The organism is Asticcacaulis aquaticus (genome assembly GCF_028550415.1).
Taxonomy (GTDB): Bacteria; Pseudomonadota; Alphaproteobacteria; order Caulobacterales; family Caulobacteraceae; genus Asticcacaulis; species Asticcacaulis aquaticus.
Genome location: NZ_JAQQKX010000002.1, coordinates 196,585 through 217,650, shown reverse-complemented (window position 1 = coordinate 217,650; position 21,066 = coordinate 196,585). Strand labels below are relative to the sequence as shown.

At 60.5% G+C, this 21,066-nt stretch carries 24 protein-coding genes; 14 read left to right on the top strand and 10 right to left on the bottom strand.

Translation table 11 applies throughout. The annotated features are described in order from the left end of the window. Nucleotides 1–16 precede the first annotated feature (16 nt). The 3 genes from rplT to PQU92_RS04145 form a co-directional block, all read right to left on the bottom strand. A complete protein-coding gene (gene rplT, locus PQU92_RS04155; protein WP_272746941.1) occupies nt 17–391 on the bottom strand; it encodes a 50S ribosomal protein L20 in 375 nt (124 codons plus the stop codon). 18 nt (nt 392–409) lie between these two features. Then, complete coding sequence (gene rpmI / locus PQU92_RS04150; RefSeq protein WP_023462006.1) at nt 410–607, bottom strand: 50S ribosomal protein L35; 198 nt, start codon at nt 605–607, stop codon at nt 410–412. A gap of 144 nt (nt 608–751) precedes the next feature. Beyond that, nucleotides 752–1,852, bottom strand: a complete 1,101-nt coding sequence (locus tag PQU92_RS04145) for a hypothetical protein (RefSeq protein ID WP_272746940.1) — start codon at nt 1,850–1,852, stop codon at nt 752–754. 188 nt (nt 1,853–2,040) lie between these two features. Here PQU92_RS04145 and PQU92_RS04140 point away from each other — a divergent pair, with 188 nt between their 5' ends. The 3 genes from PQU92_RS04140 (at nt 2,041) to PQU92_RS04130 (ending at nt 5,606) form a co-directional block, all read left to right on the top strand. Continuing rightward, nucleotides 2,041–3,195: an FtsW/RodA/SpoVE family cell cycle protein gene (locus PQU92_RS04140; protein WP_272746939.1), complete on the top strand. Its 1,155-nt coding sequence runs from the start codon at nt 2,041–2,043 to the stop codon at nt 3,193–3,195. A gap of 142 nt (nt 3,196–3,337) precedes the next feature. Beyond that, nucleotides 3,338–4,474, top strand: a complete 1,137-nt coding sequence (murG, locus tag PQU92_RS04135; protein WP_272746938.1) for an undecaprenyldiphospho-muramoylpentapeptide beta-N-acetylglucosaminyltransferase — start codon at nt 3,338–3,340, stop codon at nt 4,472–4,474. A gap of 70 nt (nt 4,475–4,544) precedes the next feature. After that, nucleotides 4,545–5,606, top strand: a complete 1,062-nt coding sequence (locus tag PQU92_RS04130) for an AI-2E family transporter (RefSeq protein WP_272746937.1) — start codon at nt 4,545–4,547, stop codon at nt 5,604–5,606. On the opposite strand, the gene PQU92_RS04125 is transcribed toward PQU92_RS04130, so the two are convergent. Together PQU92_RS04125 and PQU92_RS04120 are read right to left on the bottom strand one after the other, a co-directional pair. After that, entirely contained in the window at nt 5,603–5,893 is a 291-nt protein-coding gene (locus PQU92_RS04125; RefSeq protein WP_272746936.1) for a type II toxin-antitoxin system RelE/ParE family toxin, read from the bottom strand. The genes PQU92_RS04130 and PQU92_RS04125 overlap by 4 nt on opposite strands. Beyond that, the gene (locus PQU92_RS04120) at nt 5,886–6,149 is read right to left on the bottom strand and encodes a ribbon-helix-helix domain-containing protein (protein WP_023462012.1); all 264 of its coding nucleotides are present in this window, start codon (nt 6,147–6,149) and stop codon (nt 5,886–5,888) included. Before PQU92_RS04120 ends, PQU92_RS04125 begins: the two co-directional genes overlap by 8 nt. 150 nt (nt 6,150–6,299) lie before the next feature. Between PQU92_RS04120 and murC the strand changes: the two genes are divergently transcribed. The 5 genes from murC (at nt 6,300) to PQU92_RS04095 (ending at nt 10,547) form a co-directional block, all read left to right on the top strand. Continuing rightward, on the top strand, nt 6,300–7,727 hold the full coding sequence (gene murC / locus PQU92_RS04115) for a UDP-N-acetylmuramate--L-alanine ligase (RefSeq protein ID WP_272746935.1): 1,428 nt from the start codon (nt 6,300–6,302) through the stop codon (nt 7,725–7,727). Continuing rightward, on the top strand, nt 7,724–8,167 hold the full coding sequence (locus PQU92_RS04110) for a GFA family protein (protein ID WP_272746934.1): 444 nt from the start codon (nt 7,724–7,726) through the stop codon (nt 8,165–8,167). Before murC ends, PQU92_RS04110 begins: the two co-directional genes overlap by 4 nt. A 2-nt stretch (nt 8,168–8,169) precedes the next feature. Further along, nucleotides 8,170–9,072 carry a UDP-N-acetylmuramate dehydrogenase gene (gene murB, locus PQU92_RS04105; protein WP_438263802.1) on the top strand — a complete coding sequence of 301 codons (903 nt, stop codon included), beginning with the start codon at nt 8,170–8,172 and terminating at the stop codon, nt 9,070–9,072. Nucleotides 9,073–9,200: 128 nt separating this feature from the next. After that, a complete protein-coding gene (gene folP, locus PQU92_RS04100) occupies nt 9,201–10,016 on the top strand; it encodes a dihydropteroate synthase (RefSeq protein ID WP_272746933.1) in 816 nt (271 codons plus the stop codon). A gap of 162 nt (nt 10,017–10,178) precedes the next feature. Then, nucleotides 10,179–10,547, top strand: a complete 369-nt coding sequence (locus PQU92_RS04095) for a hypothetical protein (protein WP_272746932.1) — start codon at nt 10,179–10,181, stop codon at nt 10,545–10,547. Here PQU92_RS04095 and PQU92_RS04090 read toward each other — a convergent pair. Beyond that, nucleotides 10,544–10,909, bottom strand: a complete 366-nt coding sequence (locus tag PQU92_RS04090; protein WP_272746931.1) for a hypothetical protein — start codon at nt 10,907–10,909, stop codon at nt 10,544–10,546. The two genes, PQU92_RS04095 and PQU92_RS04090, sit on opposite strands and share 4 nt — an antisense overlap. Nucleotides 10,910–10,951: 42 nt before the next feature. Beyond that, the gene (locus tag PQU92_RS04085) at nt 10,952–11,191 is read right to left on the bottom strand and encodes a DUF1653 domain-containing protein (protein ID WP_272746930.1); all 240 of its coding nucleotides are present in this window, start codon (nt 11,189–11,191) and stop codon (nt 10,952–10,954) included. A 78-nt stretch (nt 11,192–11,269) separates the two neighbouring features. Between PQU92_RS04085 and thiD the strand changes: the two genes are divergently transcribed. Together thiD and PQU92_RS04075 are read left to right on the top strand one after the other, a co-directional pair. Next, nucleotides 11,270–12,052, top strand: coding sequence for a bifunctional hydroxymethylpyrimidine kinase/phosphomethylpyrimidine kinase (gene thiD, locus PQU92_RS04080; protein ID WP_272746929.1), 783 nt, complete (start codon nt 11,270–11,272; stop codon nt 12,050–12,052). 44 nt (nt 12,053–12,096) lie between these two features. Continuing rightward, nucleotides 12,097–12,567: a hypothetical protein gene (locus PQU92_RS04075; RefSeq protein ID WP_272746928.1), complete on the top strand. Its 471-nt coding sequence runs from the start codon at nt 12,097–12,099 to the stop codon at nt 12,565–12,567. Nucleotides 12,568–12,666: 99 nt separating this feature from the next. Here PQU92_RS04075 and PQU92_RS04070 read toward each other — a convergent pair whose 3' ends face one another. Further along, entirely contained in the window at nt 12,667–13,065 is a 399-nt protein-coding gene (locus tag PQU92_RS04070) for a hypothetical protein (RefSeq protein ID WP_272746927.1), read from the bottom strand. Nucleotides 13,066–13,327: 262 nt separating this feature from the next. Here PQU92_RS04070 and PQU92_RS04065 point away from each other — a divergent pair, with 262 nt between their 5' ends. The 4 genes from PQU92_RS04065 (at nt 13,328) to PQU92_RS04050 (ending at nt 18,834) form a co-directional block, all read left to right on the top strand. Further along, nucleotides 13,328–14,500: a phosphoserine transaminase gene (locus tag PQU92_RS04065; protein WP_272746926.1), complete on the top strand. Its 1,173-nt coding sequence runs from the start codon at nt 13,328–13,330 to the stop codon at nt 14,498–14,500. Nucleotides 14,501–14,704: 204 nt separating this feature from the next. Beyond that, entirely contained in the window at nt 14,705–15,994 is a 1,290-nt protein-coding gene (locus tag PQU92_RS04060) for an adenylosuccinate synthase (RefSeq protein WP_272746925.1), read from the top strand. 209 nt (nt 15,995–16,203) lie between these two features. Continuing rightward, nucleotides 16,204–17,004, top strand: coding sequence for a response regulator (locus tag PQU92_RS04055; RefSeq protein ID WP_272746924.1), 801 nt, complete (start codon nt 16,204–16,206; stop codon nt 17,002–17,004). A 72-nt stretch (nt 17,005–17,076) separates the two neighbouring features. Then, a complete protein-coding gene (locus tag PQU92_RS04050; RefSeq protein WP_272746923.1) occupies nt 17,077–18,834 on the top strand; it encodes an aspartyl protease family protein in 1,758 nt (585 codons plus the stop codon). A gap of 46 nt (nt 18,835–18,880) precedes the next feature. Here the strand turns inward: PQU92_RS04050 and rpoH are convergent, their stop codons facing one another. Both rpoH and PQU92_RS04040 read right to left on the bottom strand, forming a co-directional pair. Continuing rightward, nucleotides 18,881–19,768 carry an RNA polymerase sigma factor RpoH gene (gene rpoH, locus PQU92_RS04045; RefSeq protein WP_438263801.1) on the bottom strand — a complete coding sequence of 296 codons (888 nt, stop codon included), beginning with the start codon at nt 19,766–19,768 and terminating at the stop codon, nt 18,881–18,883. Nucleotides 19,769–19,964: 196 nt separating this feature from the next. Then, nucleotides 19,965–20,963: an RluA family pseudouridine synthase gene (locus PQU92_RS04040; protein WP_272746921.1), complete on the bottom strand. Its 999-nt coding sequence runs from the start codon at nt 20,961–20,963 to the stop codon at nt 19,965–19,967. Nucleotides 20,964–21,066: the final 103 nt, after the last annotated feature.

The window sequence follows — 21,066 nt, the reverse complement described above, 5'->3', positions numbered from 1 at the left end:
TCAGCAGCTTAACAGATTAAGCGGCGACCGGAGCAGCGTCGAGCGCGGCGCGGACCTGATCGGCAATGGCCTTGAAGGCCACGGCGTCGTCCATCGCGATGTTCGAGAGCGACTTGCGGTCCAGTTCGATGCCGGCCAGAGCCAGACCGTGGATGAACTGCGAGTAGGTGAAGCCTTCCAGACGGGCCGCCGCGTTGATACGCTGAATCCACAGAGCGCGGAAGTTGCGCTTGTTGACGCGGCGGTCGCGGTAGGCGTATTGGCCGGCTTTATCGACGGCCGCCTTGGCGGTACGGATGGTGTTCTTGCGGCGGCCGTAAAAGCCTTTTGCCTGCTTCAGAACTTTTTTGTGCTTGGCGTGGGAAGTTACGCCTCTTTTAACGCGTGCCATTGTTCAAATGTCTCCGTCTTAGGCGTAGGGCATGTAGGATTTGATCTTCACGGTATCAGCCGCCGACATGACCGACGTACCGCGGTTCTGACGGATATACTTGCTGTTGTGCGAGATCAGGCGGTGACGCTTACCGGCGACGCCGGCCTTTACCTTGCCCGAGGCCGTGAAACGGAAACGCTTCTTGGCGCCCGATTTGGTCTTCAGTTTTGACATTTGCTGTACGGCCGGGTTAGGGCCGCCCTCTTGGAAGGGGTGAAAACCCGCCAAGGCATGTCATTGGCCCGGCGAGTCCGTAGGAAGGTGGGGCTGATACAGGAAAAGATTTATCCGTGCAAGCGGAGTCTTCGCAGATATGTTTTACAGATACTCTTCCGGGCGTTGACGCGGCGACCAGCCGCAGAGCGGCCTGATCTTTCCATCGGGGCTGAGTTCGTAAAGTTGCCGCGTTTCGACCGCCGCCAGATCGGCCAGGGTCGCGAAATAGGCTTCGACCTCACCGGTCTCTATGCCGACGAAGCCATTGGTCCGGCCGAGCGTCAGGCGATAGAGATAGGTGCGTCCGTTCAGCTTCACGAAGCGCAGGTCGTCGATCAGTTCGGTGTCGGGGGTTTTGTCGCCGAGCGCGCGGCCGTCGATAACGGTGTCCCGGCCCCGCGCGGCACTTTGCCATGAAAAAACACCGGGGATATTTCGCTTCGTCGGCTCGAAATGCAGCCGCAGGCGATCAGCCGTGCCGTCATTGTCGATATCGGCGCTAAACGTCCTGTCAATCGGCGTATCGAGCTCGAAAAGATCGATGTCCTTGCCGAAATTGGAGGGCGGTCCGGCAAGGGCGCTGGCGGCAATCGGGTCTTTCGTCTGCCGGTTCAGATCGGTCGTCAGCGCATCGCAGACCGAATTTCGACGGGTGCGCAGGATCAGGGCGGGCGGTGTCGGTTTTAGCGGTGCCGCATACACCGCTTCACGCGGCTTTTTGTTCAGAATAAGCGGCGTGAGGGTGCAGTCGGGCTTCACATCGCTATCGAACGGATCGCCGACACACAGGGTCAGGTTAAGCTGTTTGTTGATAATGAGCTTGACCAGCGTTCTGGCGTCGCCGCCCTGACAGGCCTGATAATCGCCATAGGCGGCCTTATCCACCACCTTTACGCCATCGACCCAGGCGCTCAGTATCCCGTTTTCGGTAGCCCCGCAGCGGTAGAGGGGATTGGGTTTCGTGCGCCAGTTGATGCGGACATGATGGTCGCCGACCGTGCAGGCCAGAATATTCGTATAGACCCCTTTTGTGCCAGTTGTTGACGGTTGGATGTCCTCGTCCGGATTGGGATTGCTCCACGCCCATTGGGCGTAGCTGGCGCTGCACAGGGTCCGGCTGTCCCATTTGGCCACATCGGCATGCCCGGCTGCCGGAGCGATTAACGACAAGCCGATAGCCATAAAGAGTATGAGTATGCGCATGGCCGGTCCCCCCTTGACCGGGGTGCAGTATAAGGCCGAAAACCTGTGTGTCGAGTGTCTGGATCGCTCGGATTTAACGTCATATTAACCGTGTTGCGGCGATTCTCGCGCCTGGCGTCACTGGCGCATCTCCTGTAAATCTGTGCCCCGTGCCTTTGTGCCCGTGTTTTTGTGAAAGTGGCTTGCTTATGGCTACCGGCTTTGCCCATCCGTTCACGCGTACCGACCGTTCGCCGCTGGCGATGTGGTGGTGGACGGTCGATAAACTGACGCTTGCCTTTGTGCTGCTGCTCATTCTGGCGGGGCTGGTCTTCTCCTTCTCGTCGTCGCCGGTGGCTGCGCCCAAGATCGGCATTGCCAACGAGTTCTATTTCACCCAGCGCCACCTGCTGTTTGCCGCCGCCTCGGTCGGCTTGATGCTGGCCATTTCGATGTTCTCGCTCAAGGGGGTGCGCCGGGCCTCGGTCGCCATCTACGGTGGCGCAATCACCGTCATGGCGTTGCTGCCGCTGATCGGCCATACGTCCAAAGGGGGGCGACGCTGGCTCGACCTCGGCTTCTTCAGCCTTCAGCCGTCGGAATTTATCAAACCCGCCCTGATCGTTCTGGTCTCGTGGATGTTCGCCGAAGGGCAAAAGGGCAAGGGCGTTCCGGGGGTGACGATCGCCTTTTGCCTCTACGGCCTGTGTATCGCGCTGCTGCTGATCCAGCCCGATGTGGGGCAGTCGATCCTGATCACCATCGCGTTTGGGGCCTGCTTCTATATATCGGGGGTGCCGACACGGTGGATCGTCGGGCTGTCAGGAGCCGGTGCCGCCGGTCTGGTCAGCCTCTATTTCATCCTTCCGCACTTTCGCGATCGTATTAAAGACTTCATCGATCCTGCCGGCGACCGCTTTCAGGTCGAACGCGCGGCGGCGGCGATTGCGCATGGCGGCCTGACCGGAACCGGTGTCGGCGAAGGTACTATGAAGCGCCTGATCCCCGACATGCACACCGACTTCATCTATTCGGTGGCGGCGGAAGAATACGGCCTTTGGCTGTCGCTGCTGCTGATTTCGATCTTCGCCTTCGTCGTCATTCGCGGCCTGTGGAAAGCCATGGCTATGCCGGACACCTTTCGTCAGATCGCGACGTCGGGTCTCTACATCATGCTGGGGATGCAGGTGCTGATCAATGTCAGCGTCAATTTGCAGGTCATTCCGCCCAAGGGCATGACCCTGCCGTTCATCTCCTACGGCGGGTCGTCGCTGCTGGCCATGGGGCTATGCATGGGGTTGATTCTGGCCCTGACGCGCAAACGCCCGGCGGAAGTCGAACCGGACGATCATACGAAGTGGTAAGTATCAAATTCCCCCTCTCCCTGAGGGAGAGGGCTGGGGTGAGGGGGAACTGCTAATTACGAGCGCGGTTTTACCATTCCCCCCTCACCCGGCCTAAAGGCCACCCTCTCCCTCAGGGAGAGGGGAAGAATGCGAGACCTTCATGGCCAAAACTAAAAAACTCAAACCTCGCTCGGAAACGCCGCTGGCCGTCGTCGCCGCAGGGGGCACCGGCGGGCACATGTTCCCGGCCGAGGCTCTGGCGCGGGAACTGATCAAACGCGGCTGGCAGGTGGTGCTGGCGTCGGACGCGCGTGGGGCGGCCTATGCCGAGAAATTCCCGGCCATCGAGCGTTTGTCGCTGGAGGCCGCGACCTTCAAAAAGGGCGATGTCGTCGGCATGGCCAGGGCGGCGCTGAAAATCTTTGCCGGTACGCGACAGGCGACCAAGGCCTTCAAACGCCTCAAGCCGTGGGCGGTGATCGGCTTCGGCGGCTATCCGTCCTATCCGGCGCTGATGGCAGCGTTGGGGCGCAAGGATGTCACCCTGCTGCACGAGCAGAATTCGGTGCTGGGGCGCTCGAACCGTCAGGTCTGCGCCAAGGTCGATGCGGTGGCCTGTGCGTTCCCGGTGCTGAAAATGGCCCCGTCATCGCTGGAAGGTCAGGTACAGGTGGTCGGCAATCCGGTACGCCCCGATATCCGAGCTTTGTACGACGCGCCTTACCCGGCGGTCGATAGGGAGATTCGCCTGCTGATCACCGGCGGCTCGCAGGGGGCGAAAATCCTGTCCGAAACCGTGCCTCAGGCGCTGGCTTTATTGCCGGTCAGCTTGCGCATCCTGCTCAAGGTCGAGCAGCAAACCCGCGCCGAGCAGATCGAATTCGCCACCCAAACCTATGCCGATGCCGAAATCGACGCCGAAGTCGCGCCGTTCTTCGATAATATGGCTGAACGGTTGGGGCGCGCCCATATTGTTATAGGGCGGTCAGGTGCTTCGACCTGTTCGGAACTGGCCGTGGCGGGCAAGCCGTCGATCCTGATCCCACTCAAGATCGCTGCCGACGATCACCAGACCCACAATGCCGCCGTGCTGAAAGAAGCCGGTGCCGCGGTCGTCCTGCGCGAGGACGACGTAACGGCACAAAGCCTGTCCGACGCTATTCGCGGCCTGATCGAAGAGGGCGGGGCGGGGCTTAAAAAGCGCTCGGACGCGGCCAAATCGGTCGCGCGTCCGGACGCGGCGGAGCTTCTGGCCGATCTGGTCGAGCGCACGATAAAGAAAAAGGCGCAGGAATAACTTTACAACATTGATTCCTGATGGTGCTGCCCTCAAATCGGATTAGATTGATTTGATTACGGGGGCCGCCATGTTCTTCAAACGCGACAAGATCGACACCGCATTCCTGCAAAAGACGCTGTTCCTGCTCATGGTCATCGCCCTGAGCCTGCTGGCGGTCAAGCTGATCAGCCTGTGGCTGCTGGTGTTCGGCGCCATCGTCGTGGCAACCGTGCTGCGCGCGACGGCGGAGCCCTTCATCAAGTATCTGAAATTCAAGGAAAGCTGGGCCGTCCTGCTGGGATTGGTCATTCTGATCCTGCTGATTGTCGCCGCCGGGTTCTTCTTCGGACGCGAGATCGTCCTGCAAACCAACACTCTGTCAGAGCAGTTGCCGGTCGCCTGGGAGCGCATTCAGACGCAGCTTCGCGCCTCGGACATCGGGGCGATGATCCTCGATCAGGTCAATCAACTGGGCCAGAAGGCGTCCGGCGTCCTGTCGCTGGTGCCCAAGATTGCCGGGGAAATCGCCTCGTCGATTGCCAATCTGGTGGTGGTGATCGTCGCCGGTATCTTCATTGCCATGCAGCCGCTCAGCTATCGTGACGGGATCGTGCGCCTGTTCCCCAAATCGCAGAAGGAGCGGGTGCGCGAAGGCTTGAACCTCAGCGGCAAGGCTTTGCGTCTGTGGCTGCTGGGGCAATTGTTCTCGATGGTGCTGGTGGGGTCTTTGACGGCGCTGGGACTGACTCTGGCCGGGGTGCCCTCGGCGGGAGCCTTGGGGCTGATGTCCGGTCTGGCGCAGTTCGTGCCGATCGTCGGGCCGGTGGTCTCGGCCGGTCCGGGCCTGCTTCTGGCGGCGTCAGAAAGCTCCACAACCTTCATCGCCGCTCTGGTGATCTATATCGGTGTGTCTCAGCTTGAATCGAACGTCATCACGCCGATGGTGCAGAAACACGTGGCCTCGATCCCGACGGTGATTACCCTGTTTGCGGTTCTGGGCTTCGGCGCGTTGCTGGGGCCGTTGGGGGTGCTGTTTGCCACACCGCTGACGGTCGTGCTGCACACGCTGGTGATGAAGTTCTATATCGGCGAGGTGCTGGGCGATCACGGCGCCGAGGCTCAGGTCGCAGGCGAGGTCGGTAAGGGTTAGAGGTGTTTCATCGGGTCCTGCGATTGATGCAGGATGCGCATGATCCGGATGCCGCCACGCAAGCCTTTGTAATAGATCGTATGCGAGCCGTGCATCAGACGGCGAAAGCCGGGACGTATGTGGTCGCAGGATGCGCCCATCAGTGGGTGCTGTGCGATCGAGGCAAAGGTCTCATAGAGTTCCTGTCGATAGATGCGTGCCTGCGGCAGGCCGAAGGTTTCGAACGTATATCGTGAAATGTCGATCAGATCGCGGCCCGCTTGAGCGCTGAGGCTGAACTCAGGCATGGCGCTTGACGTCCTGCTGTTTCAGATAGTTTGCTTCGGCTTCGTCCCAGATTTCGTCGAAGCTCTTGTCGCTCACGCCACTGGCTTCGGCTTCGTCGAAGATGACGCGTAACCGGTCTTCGGCTTCGCGCTTTTCAGCGTCGCGACGGATCAAGTCGCGGAAATATTCGCTGACATTGTTGTAGTCACCAGCCTCGACGCGGGCCTGAACGGTAGCGGCCATGCGGTCGGTCATGGAAATGGAAAACTTGGCCATAGCGATGCTCCTGTGAATGTGCACATAGTAGCATCAAATCCGATCTGATCGCAAATATTCCGATTATGCGGCGAGCTCAAAATCCTCCGTGACAGGTGGAATCGGATGGATTAAAGCAAATATCCCTCTGTGATTTACGAAGATTCCCGCATGATTTCGCCTTCCAAGCTTCGCCCGACGCCCTTCGATCTCGGTCCCGTGCATTTCGTCGGTATCGGCGGCATCGGCATGAGCGGCATCGCCGAAATCATGATCAAGATCGGCTATAAGGTCCAGGGCTCCGATGCCAAGGCATCAAGCAATACCGAGCGCCTGCAAAAGCTGGGCGCGACCATCTTCATCGGCCATGAAGCTGCCCACGTCACCGACGACGTGTCGGCGCTGGTCTATTCGACGGCGGTGAAGCAAGACAATCCGGAAATGGTCGCCGCGCGGTCGCGCCGTATCCCGCTGGTGCGCCGCGCCGAGATGCTGGCGGAACTGATGCGCCTGCAGTTTTCCATCGCGGTTGGCGGCACGCACGGTAAGACGACGACGACCTCGATGGTCGCGGCCCTGCTCGATGCGGGCGGGCTTGATCCGACAGTGGTCAATGGCGGCATCATCAACGCCTACGGCACCAATGCCAAGGTCGGCGACGGCGACTGGATCGTGGTCGAGGCCGACGAATCCGACGGCTCGTTCCTGCGCCTGAAATCGACTCTGGCCATCGTCACCAATATCGACGCCGAACACCTCGATCACTGGGGCGACTTCGAAGCCGTCAAAAAGGGCTTTGTCGATTTCGTCGAGAACATCCCCTTCTACGGTTTCGCTGCGGTCTGCGTCGATCACCCGGAAGTTCTGGCCCTGACGGCCAAGGTCGAAAACCGCCGCCTGATCCCGTACGGCGTCTCGCCGCAGGCGGAGGTCCGCTGTACCAATATCGACTTCGGCCCGGAAGGCGCGACCTTCGACGTGGTCTTCTCTCCCACGGGTGTCGAACCCTTCACCTGGGCGGGTCTGAAGCTGCCGATGACCGGCAACCACAACGTCTCGAACGCCACCGCAGCCATCGCCATCGCCCGCGAGCTGGGTGTGTCGGAAGCCGATGTGCGCAAGGGCCTCGAAGGCTTCGGCGGTGTCAAGCGCCGCTTCACCACCACGGGCGTCGTCAACGGCATCCGCGTCATCGACGACTATGGCCACCACCCGGTCGAGATCGCCGCCGTGCTCAAGGCGGCGCGTCAGGTCAGCTCCGGCCGCGTTATCTCCGTCGTTCAGCCGCACCGTTATACGCGTCTGCGCGACCTGATGACCGAGTTTTCGACCTGCTTCCACGACGCCGACATGGTCATCGTCGCCGATGTCTATTCGGCGGGCGAACAGCCGATCGACGGCGTCTCGAAGCAGGATCTGGTCGAGGCCCTGCACCGCTTTGGTCACCGTAACGCCGTAGCGCTGGAAAGCCCGGCGGCGCTGGCCGGTATCGTCGCGGCGGAAGCGAAATCCGGCGATATCGTGGTCCTGCTCGGCGCGGGCGACATCACGCAGTGGGCCTATGCCCTGCCGGCGCAGCTTGAAGGCCTTGCGGGGTGAGCCGCTATGTGGCCGAGGGCGGATGCCAGTGCGGCGCGGTGCGTTACGGTTTTACCGTAGCGCCCGGCGCGGCCAGCTTCTGCCACTGCCGCATGTGTCAGCGCGCGGTCGGCAACGTCTTCGGGGCGTTCAGCGGCGCGCACAAGGATCAGTTTGCCTGGACGAAGGGCGAGCCCGCTTTTTATGCGTCCTCGACGGTCGCGACGCGGGGCTATTGCCGGGACTGCGGGACGCCGCTGAGTTTCGCCTATAATAAGGGCACGTGGTGCAATGTGACGCTGGGGTCGCTCGATGATCCGAACGCGGTGTCATTCGATCAGCACCACGGTATCGAATCGAAATGGCCGTCGCTCACGCTGTGCGACGGCGCGCTGGAAGAACCGACGCAGCTTGATGAGCGCGCGGAGGGTTTTGTGAATTTGCAGGAGCGTTTACCCTGAGCTTGCCTGAAAACTGGATCGATAGCCTCCCCGCCGTGCGCGGCAAGATCGTGAAGAACGCCGAACTGGCGCCGTTCACCTGGTTCCGCGTCGGCGGTCCGGCGGACGTCATTTTCCTGCCCGAAGACGAGGCCGATCTGGCGGCGTTTCTGCAAACAATCGACCCGGCCATCCCGGTGACGCCGATCGGCGTGGGCTCGAACCTGCTGGTCCGCGACGGCGGGCTGGACGGAGTGGTCGTACGTCTGGGGCGTAATTTCGCGCAGATTGTAACGGATGAGTGGGGGCTTACAGCGGGTGCTGCGGCACTAGATGCTCAGGTAGCAAGGGCAGCCGCAAAAGCGGGTCTTGCAGGGCTGGAGTTCTATGCAGGTATCCCCGGAACGGTTGGCGGGGCGGTGACGATGAATGCGGGCTGTTACGGCGGAGAAACCAAAGACGTGCTGCTATCTGCACGTGTCATGGACCGCTCCGGAAAAGCCTTTATTATGTCGAATGCTGAGCTTGAGTTCGCCTACAGACATTCGATTTTGCAACATAGCCCTCTAATCGTACTGGGTGCTGCCTATGAATTGAGTGCGGACAGCGTCGAGGCCGTGACCGAGCGTATGGAAGCGATTACCGCGCGCCGCGAAACGACCCAGCCGATCCGCGAAAAGACCGGCGGCTCGACGTTCAAGAACCCCGAAGGTCACTCGGCGTGGAAGCTGGTCGACGAGGCGGGCTGGCGCGGCAAGTTGTTCGGCGGCGCCAAGTTCTCGGACCTGCATTCCAACTTCATGATCAATGCCGAGGATGCGACGGCGGCCGACCTCGAAGGTCTGGGTGACACGGTTCGCGCCGAGGTGAAAGACAAGTTCGGCATCGATCTGCATTGGGAAATCAAGCGCATCGGTAAAAAATAACCCCCTCTCCCTTGAGGGAGAGGGTTGGGGTGAGGGGGAGCTGCCTATTAAGGCTCGGTTTCTACCATTTCCCCCTCATCCGGCCTATCGGCCACCTTCTCCCTCAGGGAGAAGGGAAGGGCGGCAATATGTTATCTATTCTCCCTAACCTTGCCCCCCTCATCATGGGCATCATCAACGCCACGCCGGATTCGTTTTCCGACGGCGGGGCCTATGATCCGTTGAGCCATGCGCGCCAGTTGATCGTCGAAGGGGCTGATGTGCTCGATATCGGCGGGGAATCGACCCGGCCCGGAGCCGCACCGGTGTCGGTCGAAGATGAGATTTCTAGGGTGGTGCCTTTGATCGAGGCCATTCGCGCCGAATGGCCCGGGCCGATCAGCATCGACACGCTCAAGCCCGACGTCGCGCGCGCGGCGTTCAAAGCGGGGGCGACGATCTGGAACGATGTGACGGCCCTAACCCATGCGCCGGAAAGCCTCACTACCGCTGCGGAACTGAACGCCGACGTTATCCTGATGCACATGCAGGGCGAGCCGCGCACCATGCAGGCCGCGCCGCACTACGACGACGTGGTGGCCGAGGTCGAAGCCTACCTGCTCGACCGCGCCGAGGCGGCCATGGCGGCAGGTATCGCGCGGGAGAAAATCTGGCTCGATCCCGGTATCGGTTTCGGTAAGACGCTAAACCACAACCTCGCCCTGATCCGCGCGACGGAGCGTCTGGCGTCGCACGGCTTTCCGCTGCTGATGGCCGCGTCGCGCAAGCGTTTCATCGCGGCGCTGGAAGAGCGCGAGGGCGACACAGCGTCCGATGCCACTCAGCGGATCGGCGGGACGATGGCCGTGCATCTTTATGCCGCACAGAACGGGGCGCGGATGCTGCGCGTCCACGATGTCGCGGCGATGAAGCAGGCTCTGCGTCTGTGGCAGGCACTCACCTGACAGGCGAGTGATATGTCTTTGAAATGTAACACTCCGATAGTTTCGTCTTAAAAAAACGAAACCCCGCGATTAAGCCTATTTACAGACGCCGTCCGCCTCGTGTTAACCTTTGTGGTGCGCTGCGGAAACGGCGCTCAGGTGGGGCGGATACGGGATTATCTGATGAAGCGGGTGCTGACGAAAAAACCTCAGTTCGAGAAAACCGTTCTGGCTGAACGGCCCAAGCGCAATCTGAAGTTCTCGCATACCGCCGTTGAAGCGCCCGTTGTGCCAGAATTGGGGGCAGAGCCTGCGCCGGTAGCCGCCGTGACGGCTGGCCCGGTCGAACTTGATGTCCCGGCCTATGAGTGGACAAGCGAAAGCGCCGTCAAACCGGCAACGGCGGTGATTAAAAAGCCCGCCAAATCCGTCGGCGATCATATTGTGTCGATTGTTTTGCCGGTCATCGGTTTTGCCGTGCTGGGGCTGATTGTCGCGGCTCTGGCTAAGGCCGGTGGTTATGATGCCGCCTTCCTGGCGTCACGCTTCTAATTAGAATTTGCATAGATGTCGAAGGCAGCCTGAAAATCCGGGTCGCGGATCGGCGTGCCGCAGCTTAGGCCGTAGTCGCCCGGATCGATCAGCTTGAAGGCCTGCGGGACCAGCGGCAGGAAAAATTCCTCGCCTTTGCGCTGGCCGACCAATGACAAAACGAACCCTTCGGCGCGGTTGGCGCGGACGACGCGTCCGGCGATGATTTCCGAGCTGATCAGTTCGTCGCGGGCATCGATCTGGTTCAGGCGGATGATGACCAACTTGCCCAGCATGACGCGCACCAGCGGATCGCCCGTCTCGCCAAAGGCGTCGGGTTCAAGTTCGTTCCAGCGGGAGGGCGGTGTTTTCTTACGGGGCATGTCGATCATTCCCTCTCCCCATAGGGGCGAGGGGATATCAGTTTATATCTTCAAAAACCGGGGCACCGGTCCGTCCTCAGTTTCCACGGATTCGCAGAACATAGCCAGCGGACGCACCCATAAACGGGCACCAGAGGGCTGATCGACGGGGGCGTATAGTACCAGCACCTCTTCGGTTTCCGAGTGGGTTACCGAGCCATAGACCACATAGGTCTTGCCCTTGTAATGCTGATAAAGTCCGGTCGGTAAGGCGCTGTCGTAGTCGGAAATCGCACGGCTCATGGCAAAGGCCTCCATTTGCGTCTTTCCTTAGCGAGCCGTCGTGACTAATGAAAGTCAATTCAGTTTGAGGAGTGACCTATGCGTCGTGTGCTGATCATCGCGGGTTCGGACCCTTCGGGCGGGGCGGGGATTCAGGCCGACCTGAAAGCCGTGACGTGCCTGGGCGGTTACGGCATGACGGCGATCACGGCCCTGACGGTTCAGAATACGTTGGGGGTCACCGATGTCATGCCGGTGCCGGAGGCTATCATCACGGCGCAGGGCCGCGCCTGCCTCAGCGATATCGGCGCCGATGCGATCAAGACGGGGATGCTGGGGACGATTCAGGTGGTCGAGACCGTGGCGGCGCTGATCGACGAAGCGCCCGACGCCTTTGTGGTGGTCGATCCGGTGATGGTGGCCAAGGGCGGGCACCCGCTGCTGCCGTCTGAAGCGATTTCGGCGATCCGGTCGGTGCTGATCCCGCGCGCGGGGCTCTTGACGCCCAATGCGCCGGAAGCCGCGGTGCTGACCGGGATCGAGGTCGTCGATGAAGCGTCTCAGCGCAAGGCCGGCGAGGCTTTGCTCGAACTCGGCGCAAAGGCTGTGCTGATGAAGGGCGGGCATATCGATGGCGATGAGGTAGTCGACTGGCTGATGACGCCGGACGGTGGCGAACGCTACAGCGCCAAGCGCGTCGAAACCCGGCATACGCACGGGACGGGGTGCACTCTGGCCAGCGCCTGCGCGACCCTGATTACGACGGAACGCCCTCTGAGCGAAAGCGTCGGTATGGCGCGCGACTATGTTCTGGGGGCGATTTTGATGGCCCCTAATCTGGGGCACGGGCATGGTCCGCTGCGGCATAACTGGGTATTGTAAGCTCGGTTAAGCTCGCACATAGTGTCAGTTGGAAAGGGGGGGCGATGAATTTAAAGGGCGATAATTTAATTTCGTTTGCAGCTAAGCTTGTTGGCGGTGCAATTCTGTTTGCTATTGTTTTTAAAGGTAAAATTGATGGATTTGATTATGAGCTGCCCAGTTTTTTGGGAGCCATTGGCCTTCTGATTGTCGTTATTCATAATCTGATTAAAAATAATTACCATTATCCTGATGTAAGTTTTAAATTTTCAAATTTCTTTTCACTGTTTTATTTTTCGATTCTAATAAGAAACATTTTTGCAGCAGCAATTTTTATCACACTTGGATTTATATTTTTTGATTTATTTGATTTTAATTTCAATGTATCCGTTTATGAGGCAATAATTTTATTTACTTCAATTATATTGTTTAGTGTTTTTATAGACCGATTTGAGATATATAGTTACAAAAAATTACTTCAAAAACGTGGCGTGCCTATCATTGCAATTGAAAAATCGAAGAGCTTTAAGTCGTAAGGTCGGATGCGCCCTCCCGGGGATGGGAGAGAGTAGGAGAGCGCATCCTTTCTGACCTTCTGGAGGGGCGTTTGATCAGGACCACCCAACCTGAAGGGGTTAGCGGCGCATGCCGTAGTCGCGGTCGTTACGCTCCCAGCGCAGCTTGGTTTCGAAGCGGTCGAGGCGGTAGTCGAGATTGGCCATTTCACGGCTGTCGATGCCGCGGCCCGAACGCTCGTACTGACGCGACAGGTTGTCGATGCCGTTCAGTTCGCTGTTGAGGCGGACGAACTCGGCGCGGGTCAGGCGGCCCGAACGGCGGCCCTGATCCAGACGATCTTCGAGGCGGTCGATACGGGCGTCGACGTGGTTGTCGCGACGGTCGCGGACATCTTCGCGGCGGTCCCAGCGGTCGCCACGGTCGTACTGACCGGCGGCCAGGGCGGGGACGGAGAGGGCCGAAGCCGAAACGGTGGCAATGGCGGCGATGGCGAACATCTTGAACTTGGTGTGCATGGTATGGCTCCTTTAGGTCTGTGTGTTAGCGCTGTTGATCAGCGTTGAGACCTTTATAAACCGCCCGACTCGAACCGAACCTGAACGGTGCGGTTCATTCTCAGTTCATGTTTTTCCTTGCTCTCCGACAGGTTTGGTCGCAAAAGGCGCGCAGTTTCCGCTCAAGCGCCGCGAGGCTCCTCGCATAAGCTCGGGCGCGCAGTCGCGCTTGCCGGTCAGCCGGGCTGACCGGAGGCATTACTCTGAGAAAGCGAGCTTGTTGATGAGCGCCAAACCAGCCACCACCCCTGAACGTCCGTGGTTCTCTTCGGGCCCGACGGCCAAGCGTCCCGGCTGGACGCCGCAGGCTCTGTCCGGCGCGCCGGTGGGTCGTTCGAACCGTTCCAAGGTCACGGTGGGCCGTATCCGGCAGGCGCTCGACATGACGCGCGAAATTCTGGGCATCCCGGCGGACTATAAGGTGTTCATGATGCCGGGTTCCGACACCGGTGCGTTCGAAGCGGCCATGTGGAACCTGCTGGGGCCGCGCAAGGTGCAGCTTCTGGCCTTCGAAAATTTCGGCCAGTTGTGGGCCGATGATGCCACCCAACACCTCAAGCTCGACTGCGAAGTCCTCAGCGCGCCCTACGGGCAGTTGCCGGACCTGACGCAGATTGATCCAACTGCCGATTTGGTCTTTCCGTGGAATGGTACGACCTCGGGTGTCAAGGTGCCGAACGCCGATTTCCTAGATGGTCATCAGGGGCTTGTGCTTTGTGATGCGACCTCGGCGGCATTTTGTATGGATCTGCCGTGGGACAAACTCGATGTGACGACCTTCTCGTTCCAGAAGGCGCTGGGTGGAGAGGCCGGTATCGGCGTCTTGGTCCTGTCGCCCAAGGCCATCGAGCGGCTGAATACGTTCGATTCGGGCCGTCCGATCCCCAAGGTGCTGCGCCTCAAGAAAAAAGACGCTGCCGATCCGGCGATCATGGGTGGCGACGCCATCAACACCTTCTCGTTTCTGGTCATCGAGGACTATCTCGACGCCCTGCGCTGGGGGCAGCGCGAAGGCGGGCTCGACGGTCTGATCGGGCGCTGCGAACGCAATGCGCAGGTGCTGTTCGACTGGATCGAGCAGACCGAATGGGTCGATTTCGTCGCCGAAGTGCCGGAGACGCGCTCAACGACCTCGGTCTGTCTGAAGTTCATCGATCCGGCGATTCGCGCCCAGCCTGCCGATGTGCAGGCAAAACTGGCGGCCAAGGTCGGCAGCCTGCTGGAACTTGAGGGCGTGGCCTTTGACGTGACGGGCTATCGCGCTGCGCCGCCGGGCCTGCGTCTGTGGTGCGGCTGCACGGTCGAGGCGGACGATATCGAGGCGCTGCTGCCGTGGCTGGAATGGGCCTATGCGGCAGCGGTCGAGGCGTTGAAGGTTGAGGGTGTTATAGCCTGATTATACCTCCCTGCGCTTGCGCGGGGAGGTATGATTTTTTTTGCCAATCTAAAAAGTGCCCTCCTGATTTAATTGGGTGTCACGCCTTTTTAAGGCTTATCAACGCGGTTCTTTAAGTCTATAGGCTGCAACCGCCTGAATTTTTTATGTCCGAACCCCTCCCAATTTGCGGGAGAGGCGTTTCGTCTTGCGGAGAATATAGTCTTGGCCAATGTGACCGTTGTAGGCGCCCAGTGGGGCGACGAAGGTAAGGGTAAGCTGGTGGACTGGCTGTCCAATCGTGCCGACGTGGTGGTGCGGTTTCAGGGCGGCCACAATGCCGGTCACACCCTGGTCGTCGACGGCAAGGTCTATAAGTTGTCTCTGCTGCCATCGGGCGTCGTGCAGGGCAAGCTGTCGGTCATCGGTAACGGCGTCGTTGTCGATCCGTGGGCACTGTTCGATGAAATCGGCCGCGTCGAGGCGCTGGGCCTGAAGATCACCTCCGACCTGTTGGTTCTGGCTGACAATGCCTGCCTGATCCTGCCGATCCACCGCGAACTGGACACCGCGCGCGAAGCCGCCGCCGGTGCCGGCAAGATCGGCACCACCGGTCGCGGCATCGGTCCGGCCTACGAAGACAAGGTCGGTCGCCGCGCCATCCGTGTTGCCGACCTCGAAGATTTCGAAGCGCTGGATGCCAAGATCGAGCGCTTGCTGGCTCACCACAACGCCCTGCGCAAGGGGCTGGGCCTGGCCGAAGTCGATACCGCTGCGCTGGTGGCTTCGTTGAAAGAGATTGCGCCGCGTCTGCTCGCCTTTGCCAAGCCCGTCTGGTACGTGCTCGACAAGGCCAAGTCGGAAGGCAAGCGCATCCTGTTCGAAGGGGCGCAGGGCGCGCTGCTCGACATCGATCACGGTACCTATCCGTTCGTCACCTCGTCCAACACGGTTGCCGGTCAGGCCGCCGCCGGGTCGGGCATGGGGCCTCGCTCGGCGGGCTATGTGCTGGGGATTTTGAAGGCCTATACGACGCGCGTCGGTTCGGGTCCGTTCCCGACCGAGCTGTTCGACGAGATCGGCGAGCGTATTTCGCGTGTCGGGCATGAGTTCGGCACGGTCACCGGTCGTGCCCGTCGTTGCGGCTGGCTCGATGCGGTTCTGGCGCGTCAGTCGATCGCTATCAACGGTATCGACGGCGTGGCCCTGACCAAGCTCGACGTGCTGGACGGTATCGAAACGCTTAAGATCTGCGTCGGTTACAAGGTCGGCGACAAGGTGCTGGATTACCTGCCCGCCGGGTTCAAGGCGCAGGCCGGGATCGAGCCGGTTTATGAAGAACTGGAAGGCTGGTCGGAATCGACCCAGGGCGCGCGCTCGTGGAAAGACCTGCCGGGCAATGCCGTAAAATACGTCCGCCGTATCGAGGAACTGATCGGCGCGCCGGTGGCGTTGTTGTCGACGAGCCCGGAGCGCGAGGACACGATCCTCATGCGCGATCCGTTTCAGGACTAAGCTTACTTCCCCCTCTCCCTGAGGGAGAGGGCCGGGGTGAGGGGGAACTGCCTATCCGCGCGCGCGGTTCAACCCTTTCCCCCTCACCCGGCCAAAGACTAAAGTCTTTGTCCCCCCTCTCCCTCAGGGAGAGGGGATAAATAATATGTTGTAAATCGCCTGTTTACGCCTGTCTGCTAAGGTTTCCTCGAAATTCAACGAGGTAAGGTGTGTACGGGCAAAACCCAGCCACAGCGCAAAAGCTGAAACGGACGCTCAAGCAGGTTATGCTGCTGGAGACGAACCCCAACTATGCGCGGATGCTGGCCGACATGCTGCGGATGCTGGGTGCCGAGCATATCACGCTCTATAAGGATGCGCGCGAAGCCGAGGACAAGGTCGTCGGCGACAATTTCAGCCTGATCGTCTGCGCCCATCAGCCGCAAGAATGCGAAAGTCTCAATCTGGTAAAGAAGCTGCGCCGGTCGAACGCCGCCTGCCGCAAGGCGCCGGTGATCGTCATCGCGACCGAGGCGACGCTCAGCCTGCTCAACGAGGTGCGCGACTGCGGCGCCGACGAATTCATGCGCAAGCCCTTCACCTGGGGCGACCTGCAAAAGCGCGTCGAACACGTGTCGCTGAAAGCGCGTCCGTGGATCGAGGCCGTGGGTTATGTCGGTCCCGACCGCCGCCGTTTCAACTCCGGCGACTATACCGGCCCGCGCAAGCGCGCTGCCGATCTGGGGGACGAAAAACTGGCGCAGATCGAGCAGGGTGTACGCATCCTCAAGGCGTCGTACGAACAGTATGCCAGCGATCCGGCGCAGGCCCGCCGCGCCATGTATGCGCAGCTGGAAGTGCTGGTTCCGGCGTGCAAGACCATCGCCAGCCAGTCGTTCCGCGAAGATGTGAAGGTCGTGCTGACACAGCTTCGCATGGACGTCCCCAATCTCGAAGCGATCCGGCCGGCGATCTACAGTCTGGTCAAGTTCATGAAGATCGAGGACCGCAAGCCGCCCAGCGCGGCCTGAATGTTTTCATAAATATACGCGTGACAGTTGCGTCGGCGGCATGATAACCCTTCAAATAAACAGGGGGAAATCATGATAACACGTCGCGATATCTGTATCGGTGCGTCCGCCGTCGGGCTGCTGGCCGGGAATGCCTTTGCCCAGGGCAAGGTGCTCAGGGTGCCGTTCGAGCTGTCGAAGGACTACAAGCCGGTCATTCAGGTCATGCTGAACGGCAAGGGGCCGTACCGGTTCATGCTCGATACCGGTGCCAGCATGACGGTCATGCGGCGATCGCTGGGTTCGGAGCTTGGCCTGGTGCCCGGCGGCGACGCCATGGCCCGCAGCGTCAAGGGATCAGAACGCGTGACGCGTTACGTCGTTCCCGAAGTCATCATCGGTTCGGCGCTGAAGATGCGCGAGTGGGAAATCTACGCGTCGGAAGGCATCGAGAAATTCGGTTTCGACGGCTTGCTGGCGGCCGATTTGCTGCTGCGTCTGCCGTGTCAGCTCGACTATCAGGCGCGGGAAATCCGTTATTACCTGAACAGCGCCATGCCGCTGGAGGGGTTTGCGCCGCTGAAAAGCTATTTCCGCACCAATATCCGCGGCTTTTCCGATTCGGTGATCGTCGATATCGGCTTCGCGGGCCATGCCCTGTCGTGCCTGCTCGATACGGGCGCAGCTTCGCCCCTGTTCGTTCATGGGGATTACGTCCGCGATAACAAGCTGTGGGACAAGTATCCGGTGCTGAATGAGAGCAGCGTCGTCGGCGTCAATGGCAAGACGCTCAAGTCGCGCACGGTCGAGGTGAAGGACATTCAGGTCGGCGGTATCTGGGTGCCGCGCATGGCCGTCGTGCTGGGCGATCCGAACGATCGGGCCGGTCATGCCAAGGATGCCCCCTATCAGGGTTTGCTAGGGTCGCCGTTCCTGAGCGGTTTTGTGCTGGCGGTGACGCCGGAGCGCACGATGCTGGTCAAGTCGAGCGGGCAGATGGCGGCTCTGGCCCCGCCCGAAAAAGTTGTTGTGTCCGATGCCGTGCCAACCTCGACGCCGGAAAAGCCGGTCATCCCCTTCCAGTTGGGTGAGGATCGCCGCCTGATTTTCCGGGGGCAGGTCGGTGACAAGCCGGTATTGGCCTTCCTGAAAACCGGGCAGGGCGTCAGTACCGTCGGCGAGGAGACGGCCTCGGCTCTGGGCCTCAAAAAGGTCGCGGGCGGTTACGATGGCTCGATCATCGATTTTGCCGGTACGAAGCGGCCGGGGCTGGTGCTCAAGACGGCGAAGGTGCCGAAAGCCGCCATCATGCTCGGTGCGGATTTCCTGACGTCTATGCCGTGCGCGCTGAATTTCGAGCACCGATACATGACCCTGTTCGTGGGGGCGACGCCCGATACGACCGGTTATGAGAAAACGGCAATGACGCGCGACGCATCCGGCCGCCTGGCCGTGCCGTCGCGGGTCGCGGGCAAGGACATGTCCCTCATTTACGATACCAGCGTGGCCTATGGCGCCTATCTGCCGGCGCAGACGGTCAAGGCCCACGCTTTCTGGGATGCGGCGGTGAAGCCCGAAGAGCGGTCGGTGCGCAATGGTGAGGCCGTCGCCAAGGCGCGGTTCGGCGGCCTCAGTCCGCTGGAGATCGGGGCGTTTCGCATCGACCCGGCACCGGTGACCATGGTCGATCCGGCGGCCAATCCGGATACGGACGCGGGCCCCCACGGCGGCTGGATCGGGATCGGCGTCATCCGCCGCTTCGATATGGTGCTCGATGCGCAAGGGGTTGTATGGCTCAAACCCAATGGTTTGTTCGATTATACCGAGAAGAGCTTGCCAGCGAAGAAATAAAAAAAGCCCCCGGATTGCTCCGGGGGCTTTGATTTTCATCTCAACTTTAAGCCTGAGCTGAGGCCATCATCGCTTTTTGCAACTTCTCGAAGGCGCGGACCTCAATCTGACGGACGCGTTCGCGCGACACGCCAAAACGATCGGCCAGTTCTTCGAGCGTGGTCGGATTTTCCTGCAAACGGCGGGCCTTGAGGATTTCCTTTTCGCGATCGTTCAGTTCACCCATGGCCTCTTCGAGCAGGCTCATGCGCAGGCTGTATTCTTCCGAATCGGCCAGCACGCTTTCCTGCGACGGCGTATTGTCGTCGACCAGCCAGTCCTGCCATTCCGAATCGCCTTCGGCGGCACGCAGCGGGGCATTGAGCGACGAATCGCCCGCCGACATGCGGCGGTTCATGCTGATGACCTCGTCCTCGGTCACGCCCAGCTTGGTGGCAATCTGTTCGACGTGTTCGTGGCGCAGGTCGCCCTCTTCGAGGGCCGAGATTTCGGACTTCACCTTGCGCAGGTTGAAGAACAGCTTCTTCTGCGCGGCGGTGGTGCCCATCTTGACCAGCGACCACGAGCGCAGAACATATTCCTGGATCGAAGCCTTGATCCACCACATGGCGTAGGTGGCCAGACGGAAGCCCTTGTCGGGGTCGAACTTCTTGACCGCCTGCATCAGGCCGACATTGCCCTCGGAAATCACTTCGCCGATCGGCAGGCCGTAGCCGCGGTAACCCATGGCAATCTTGGCCACGAGGCGCAGGTGCGAAGTGACCAGCTTATGCGCGGCCTTGGGGTCTTCGTGTTCGGACCAGCGTTTGGCCAGCATGAACTCTTCGTCCTTGGCCAGCATCGGGAACTTACGGATTTCCGACAGGTAACGGTTCAGGCCGCCATCGGGCGACAGGGCCGAAGGATTGGGAATGGATAAGGCGTTGCTGGCCATGTGAGTGTCCCCTTCGAGGGTCGGGGTAGTCCCCGGCGCTCCTGATGTATTCGGCATCGGCATATCCCCCTAAAAAATCGCGAACCTTGAGGCCGCGATAAAAGATATGCTCTTGTCTTCCATTTCCATGTAGGGACTCCTTTTCGGAAATAAAGACCCCGTCAGTAAAAATTTTTATGCGAACCGGTTGGTAATTCTAATTCAGCCCTTCAAGCGCCGAATAGAGGCCCGCCATATCCTCTGGCAGGGGCGCTTCGAAGCTCAGCTTATCCCCGGTAAGGGGGTGCACGAAGCCCAGATGCGCCGCATGCAGCGCCTGACGGACGAAACCCTGTTCGCGTAGGGCCTCGGCGACCGGTTTGGCGGCGGCTCCCGAACCATAGACCGGATCGCCCAGGCACGGACAGCCCAGATGCGCCATGTGCACGCGAATTTGATGGGTACGCCCGGTTTCCAGCGTGCAGCGGACGCGCGCGGCCGCGGTGCCGAAGCTTTCCAGCACACGGTAGTGGGTGATGGCTTCGCGGCCTCCGGCTTTCAGCACGGCCATCTTCTTGCGGTCGTGCGGTGAGCGGCCGATACGCGTGGTGACGGTACCTTTGGGCGATTTCGGTGTTCCGCGCACCAGCGCCTCATAGGCGCGGTCGATATCGTGGCGGGAAAAGAGTTCGCTCAGGCCGCGATGGGCGACGTCGGACTTGGCGGCGACCATGACACCCGACGTGTCCTTGTCGAGGCGGTGGACGATGCCCGGCCGCAGCACGCCGCCAATGCCGGACAGGGTGTCCCCGCAATGAAAGAGCAGGGCATTGACCAGCGTACCATCAGGCGTACCGGGGGCAGGGTGGGCGGCCATGCCGGCGGGTTTGTTGATGACGATCAGGTGGGCGTCCTCGAACAGTACCTCAAGTCTGAGGTCTTGCGGTTCGGGGATGGCGGCAACGGGCGCAGGGATGGTGAGGCTATAGGTGCCCGCTTTCGCCTTGTGCTTGCCGTCGGTGACGGCTTGGCCATCGAGGCTCAGGCGGCCCTCGGCGATCAGGGCCTGCAGGCGCGCGCGCGACATCTCGCCCAGCAGCGGCAGCAGGGCACGGTCGAGCCGGTCACCTGACAGATCGGGCGTGAGGACCAGTTCAAGCACCTCACCGGTATCGGTGAATGGCAGGTCATCATCTATGTCATCGTATGAGGTCATTTATATCTCCCCTCTCCCTGAGGGAGAGGGTGGCCGACAGGCCGGGTGAGGGGGAACTGCCGGATACGAGTATGGTGCTGACATTTCCCCCTCACCCTGCGCT

Excerpts from the sequence above, each read along its gene's own strand:
- PQU92_RS04120 (WP_023462012.1), bottom strand. The coding sequence starts at position 6,149 with ATGGCCAAGTTTTCCATTTCCATGACCGACCGCATGGCCGCTACCGTT.
- PQU92_RS04040 (WP_272746921.1), bottom strand. The coding sequence starts at position 20,963 with ATGACCTCATACGATGACATAGATGATGACCTGCCATTCACCGATACC.
- PQU92_RS04145 (WP_272746940.1), bottom strand. The coding sequence starts at position 1,852 with ATGCGCATACTCATACTCTTTATGGCTATCGGCTTGTCGTTAATCGCT.
- PQU92_RS04140 (WP_272746939.1), top strand. The coding sequence starts at position 2,041 with ATGGCTACCGGCTTTGCCCATCCGTTCACGCGTACCGACCGTTCGCCG.
- PQU92_RS04075 (WP_272746928.1), top strand. The coding sequence starts at position 12,097 with ATGAATTTAAAGGGCGATAATTTAATTTCGTTTGCAGCTAAGCTTGTT.
- PQU92_RS04070 (WP_272746927.1), bottom strand. The coding sequence starts at position 13,065 with ATGCACACCAAGTTCAAGATGTTCGCCATCGCCGCCATTGCCACCGTT.
- thiD (WP_272746929.1), top strand. The coding sequence starts at position 11,270 with ATGCGTCGTGTGCTGATCATCGCGGGTTCGGACCCTTCGGGCGGGGCG.
- rpmI (WP_023462006.1), bottom strand. The coding sequence starts at position 607 with ATGTCAAAACTGAAGACCAAATCGGGCGCCAAGAAGCGTTTCCGTTTC.
- murC (WP_272746935.1), top strand. The coding sequence starts at position 6,300 with ATGATTTCGCCTTCCAAGCTTCGCCCGACGCCCTTCGATCTCGGTCCC.
- PQU92_RS04090 (WP_272746931.1), bottom strand. The coding sequence starts at position 10,909 with ATGCCCCGTAAGAAAACACCGCCCTCCCGCTGGAACGAACTTGAACCC.
- PQU92_RS04065 (WP_272746926.1), top strand. The coding sequence starts at position 13,328 with ATGAGCGCCAAACCAGCCACCACCCCTGAACGTCCGTGGTTCTCTTCG.
- PQU92_RS04125 (WP_272746936.1), bottom strand. The coding sequence starts at position 5,893 with ATGCCTGAGTTCAGCCTCAGCGCTCAAGCGGGCCGCGATCTGATCGAC.
- folP (WP_272746933.1), top strand. The coding sequence starts at position 9,201 with ATGTTATCTATTCTCCCTAACCTTGCCCCCCTCATCATGGGCATCATC.
- PQU92_RS04130 (WP_272746937.1), top strand. The coding sequence starts at position 4,545 with ATGTTCTTCAAACGCGACAAGATCGACACCGCATTCCTGCAAAAGACG.
- PQU92_RS04095 (WP_272746932.1), top strand. The coding sequence starts at position 10,179 with ATGAAGCGGGTGCTGACGAAAAAACCTCAGTTCGAGAAAACCGTTCTG.
- murG (WP_272746938.1), top strand. The coding sequence starts at position 3,338 with ATGGCCAAAACTAAAAAACTCAAACCTCGCTCGGAAACGCCGCTGGCC.
- PQU92_RS04050 (WP_272746923.1), top strand. The coding sequence starts at position 17,077 with ATGATAACACGTCGCGATATCTGTATCGGTGCGTCCGCCGTCGGGCTG.
- rplT (WP_272746941.1), bottom strand. The coding sequence starts at position 391 with ATGGCACGCGTTAAAAGAGGCGTAACTTCCCACGCCAAGCACAAAAAA.
- PQU92_RS04085 (WP_272746930.1), bottom strand. The coding sequence starts at position 11,191 with ATGAGCCGTGCGATTTCCGACTACGACAGCGCCTTACCGACCGGACTT.
- rpoH (WP_438263801.1), bottom strand. The coding sequence starts at position 19,768 with ATGGCCAGCAACGCCTTATCCATTCCCAATCCTTCGGCCCTGTCGCCC.